The sequence below is a fragment of the Micromonospora maritima genome (assembly GCF_902825405.1).
Classification (GTDB): domain Bacteria; phylum Actinomycetota; class Actinomycetes; order Mycobacteriales; family Micromonosporaceae; genus Micromonospora; species Micromonospora maritima.
This window is the reverse complement of the sequence record NZ_CADEAU010000482.1, coordinates 1-3,920: the sequence shown is the minus strand read 5'-3', so window position 1 is coordinate 3,920 and position 3,920 is coordinate 1. Positions and strand designations below refer to the sequence as shown.

The 3,920-nt window shown below is 75.9% G+C and carries 4 protein-coding genes; 2 read left to right on the top strand and 2 right to left on the bottom strand.

Going from position 1 to position 3,920, the window contains the following annotated elements; translation table 11 throughout:
• The coding region (locus tag HUW36_RS27500) for an alpha/beta fold hydrolase (protein WP_174530795.1) at positions 1-510 on the bottom strand (510 nt) is incomplete at its 3' end.
• Positions 507-1,400 (bottom strand): SDR family oxidoreductase, encoded by an 894-nt coding sequence (locus HUW36_RS27495; protein WP_174530794.1) that lies wholly within the window; start codon positions 1,398-1,400, stop codon positions 507-509. The genes HUW36_RS27500 and HUW36_RS27495, both read right to left, overlap by 4 nt.
• A 140-nt stretch (positions 1,401-1,540) precedes the next feature.
• On the opposite strand from HUW36_RS27495, the gene HUW36_RS27490 reads away from it, so the two are divergent.
• Positions 1,541-2,281 (top strand): response regulator transcription factor, encoded by a 741-nt coding sequence (locus tag HUW36_RS27490; RefSeq protein ID WP_174530796.1) that lies wholly within the window; start codon positions 1,541-1,543, stop codon positions 2,279-2,281.
• A complete protein-coding gene (locus tag HUW36_RS27485; RefSeq protein ID WP_174530793.1) occupies positions 2,259-3,791 on the top strand; it encodes a sensor histidine kinase in 1,533 nt (510 codons plus the stop codon). Before HUW36_RS27490 ends, HUW36_RS27485 begins: the two co-directional genes overlap by 23 nt.
• Positions 3,792-3,920: the final 129 nt, after the last annotated feature.

The window sequence follows — 3,920 nt, the reverse complement described above, 5'->3', positions numbered from 1 at the left end:
CAGCGCCATCCGGTCCGGCCGGGCCAGGATCATGCCCATCGCCAGCGCGCGCAGCGCCGGCGCGGCGAACAGGTGGCGCAGCACCGGCTCGGGCAGCCGGGCCGCGTTGCGGTGCAGCGTGAGCACGGTGAGGGCCCAGCGCAGCTCGCGCGGGGTGCAGAAGCCGGCCGGTGACAGCGCGGTCGCCGACGAGACCGCGCCGGTGGCGGCCAGCTCCAGGGCGATCGCGCCGCCGAGGCTGTTGCCGGCCACGTGCGGGCGCTCCAGACCGAGCGCGGCGAACAACTCGACCATCCCGGCCACCAGCCCCGGCATGTCGGCGGGCAGGCCGGCGCTCGGCACCGGGGAGCGGCCGAACCCGGGCAGGTCCACCGCGATCACGTCGTGCGCCTCGGCGAGACGGTCCAGCACCGGCACCCAGGCCCCCCAGTGGTGGCCGATGCCGTGCAGCAGCACCAGGGGCGGCCCGGCGCCGCGCCGCTCGAAGACCACCTCCACCGGCGCGCTCACCGGTTCGCCCCGGGCGTGCTGGCGCCGAATCCCCGGCCCAGGGCCCGGGTCTGTTCCTCGATCAGTGGGACGGTGACCCGTGCGGTCCGCCCGACCAGCCGGTCGGCCAGCGGGCTGACCAGCAACGACCGCACCGCCTGGACCGCGCCGACGGCGCGTGGCACGTAGACCCGGCGGCTGCGTCGTTCGATCGCCCGGACGAACGCCTCGGCGCACTCGGCGACCGTGGTGGTGCGCCGCATCGGCCACGGCAGCTTCGCCAGCGCGCTCTCGAACGCCGGCAGGTCGGCCCGCGCCTCGCGGACCAGGTCGGTGTCCACCCAGGACGGGTGCGCCGTGCCCACGGCCACCCCGCGATGCGCCAGCTCCAGCCGGATCGCGGTGCCGAAGTGCTCGACGCCCGCCTTGGACGCGCAGTAGGCCGCCATCCCGGGAAGCGCGGCGAACGCCGCGGCCGAGGAGACGATCAGCAGGTAGCCGCCCCGGTCGATCAGCGCCGGCACGGTCGCCGCCGCCGTCCGGACGACCCCGACCAGGTTCACCTCGACGGTACGCACCAGCGCCTCGACGTCACCGACCGCGATCGTGCCCCGGTTGGCGACGCCGGCGTTGGCCAGCACCGCGTCGATCCCGCCGAGCGCGGCCACCGTGCCGTCGACGGCCTCGGCGAGGGCCGCCTGGTCGGTGACGTCGGCGGCGAACCAGACGTGTCCGGGACCCAGCTCGGCGGCGAGCGCGGCCAGCCGGTCCGGCTCCAGGCCGACCAGGGACAGCCGGGCGCCCCGGGCGGCGGCGAGCCGGGCGGTGTGCTCGCCGATGCCCCGGGCCGCGCCGGTCACCAGCACCACCTTGCCGGCCAGCGGGCCGGTGGGACGACCGTCGATGGACATGCCGGCAAGTTACCACCGGGTAGCCTGCCGGGGAAGGCCCGACCGATCCGCCTTCCTCCCCCCGGGCGGCCCGCACAGCTGGTACACAGGATCGGGACAGCCCCGGTACAGCGGGTACGCCCACGATGGGGAGCATGGTCATGAACGGGCAGGCCGCCCAGGGTCGGATCGAGCTGCGCCGTCCGGACGGCGAGCCGGTGCGCGTGCTGGTGGTCGACGACGAGCCGACCCTCACCGACCTGCTCTCCATGGCCCTGCGCTACGAGGGCTGGCAGGTCACCACCGCCGGCAGTGGGATGGCGGCGGTCACCGCCGCCCGGCAGTTCCGGCCGGACGCCGTGGTGCTCGACGTGATGCTGCCCGACCTCGACGGCTTCCAGGTGCTGCGCCGCCTGCGGGAGCAGTCGCCAAGCGTGCCGGTGCTCTTCCTGACCGCCCGCGACGCGGTGGAGGAGCGGATCGCCGGGCTCACCGTCGGCGGCGACGACTACGTGACCAAGCCGTTCAGCCTGGAGGAGGTGATCGCCCGGCTGCGCGCCCTGCTGCGCCGGTCCGGGTTCGCGGTCGCCGCCCGGGAGGAGGCGGTGCTCACCGTCGGCGACCTCAGCCTCGACGAGGACAGCCACGAGGTGCGCCGCGGCGACGACCTGATCACGCTCACCGCGACCGAGTTCGAGCTGCTGCGCTACCTGATGCGCAACCCGCGTCGGGTGCTCAGCAAGGCGCAGATCCTCGACCGGGTCTGGAACTACGACTTCGGCGGCCAGGCCAACGTGGTCGAGTTGTACATCTCCTACCTGCGCAAGAAGATCGACGCCGGCCGGGCACCCATGATCCACACGCTGCGCGGGGCCGGTTATGTCCTCAAGCCCGCGGAGTGACCGGGGCGGGCGGCTGCGCCGGCGGCTGGCCGGCTGGTCGCTGCGCCGGCGGCTGGTGCTCTCCGTGGTGGCGCTGCTGGCCCTGGTCAGCGTCGGCATCGGCGGGCTGACCACGATCGCCCTGCGGCACTTCCTGATCGGCCAGATCGACAACCAGCTCACCTTCGGCGACCGGCGCCCGGCCGACCTCGAACGCTGGGCCGGCCGCCCCGACCTGTACCGGCCGGACCAGGCGGGACGGCCCGCCCCGTCCGGCCCGGAGGGGGCGCCGCCGCCACCGGGCGGTTTCCCGCCGGGCTCGATCGCGGTGCGGGTGCCGCCGTCCGCCAGTCCCGCCGGGCAGGTCCGGCTGGAGAGTGGCAGCGCCGAGGCGGTGTCCGCCGCCGACCTGGCCGCGCTCGCCCCGCTACGGCCCGCCGACCGCCCCCGCACCGTCGACGTCGGTGACCGGGGGGAGTACCGGGCGATCGCGGTGAACTCCCCGCGCGGCGACGGCGACGTGCTGGTCCTGGCCATCCCACTGGCCCAGGTCGAGGACACCGTCATGTGGATGGTGCTGGCGCAGGCCGGGGTGATCGGTGCCGGGCTGGTCATCGCCGGCGGCCTGGGCGCGCTCATCGTCCGGGGCACGCTGCGCCCGCTGAACCGGGTCGCCGCCACCGCCGCCCGGGTCACCGAGCTACCGCTGGACCGGGGCGAGGTGGCCCTGTCGGTGCGGGTACCGGCCGCCGACACCGATCCCCGCACCGAGGTCGGGCAGGTGGGCGGCGCGCTCAACCGGATGCTCGGCCACGTCGCCGCCGCGCTCGCCGCCCGGCAGGCCAGCGAGACGCGGGTACGCCAGTTCGTCGCCGACGCCAGCCACGAGCTGCGCACGCCGCTCGCCGCCATCCGAGGCTACGCCGAGGTGGCCCGACGCGGGCGGCAGGAGGTGCCGCCCGACGTGGCGCACGCGTTGCGCCGGGTCGAGTCGGAGAGCACCCGGATGACAAGCCTCGTCGACGACCTGCTGCTGCTCGCCCGGCTGGACTCGGGCCGCCCGCTCGCCGCCGAACCGGTCGACCTCACCGCGATGGCGGTGAACGCGGTCAGCGACGCGCACGTGGCCGGCCCCGAGCACCGCTGGCAGCTCGACCTGCCCGACGAGCCGCTGACCGTCGCCGGTGACGCCCACCGGCTGCACCAGGTACTGGCGAACCTGCTCGCCAACGCCCGGGTGCACACGCCGCCCGGCACCACCGTGACCACCCGGCTCGCCCCGGCGCCGGACGGGGTCGAGCTGCGCGTGGTCGACGACGGGCCGGGCATCCCGCAGGAGCTGCAACCGGAGGTCTTCGAGCGGTTCGCCCGCGGCGACAGCTCCCGCTCACGGGCCCACGGCAGCACCGGGCTGGGCCTGGCCATCGTCGCCGCCGTGGTGGAGGCGCACCACGGCCGGGTCGAGGTGGACAGCCGCCCCGGCCGGACCGCGTTCACCGTCCGGCTGCCGGGATCCACAGCCGACGCATAGGCCGTTCACGGGAGCGGGCCAGCGGGCTCTCCGAGGCTTGCCGGCATGGACAGAACCGAGAGCCTGCTGACCGCGCGGACGGCCGGCCCGCCCGCGACCGAGGCCGTCGGCCCGCCCGCGACCGGGCCG

Excerpts from the sequence above, each read along its gene's own strand:
- HUW36_RS27495 (WP_174530794.1), bottom strand. The coding sequence starts at position 1,400 with ATGTCCATCGACGGTCGTCCCACCGGCCCGCTGGCCGGCAAGGTGGTG.
- HUW36_RS27485 (WP_174530793.1), top strand. The coding sequence starts at position 2,259 with ATGTCCTCAAGCCCGCGGAGTGACCGGGGCGGGCGGCTGCGCCGGCGG.
- HUW36_RS27490 (WP_174530796.1), top strand. The coding sequence starts at position 1,541 with ATGAACGGGCAGGCCGCCCAGGGTCGGATCGAGCTGCGCCGTCCGGAC.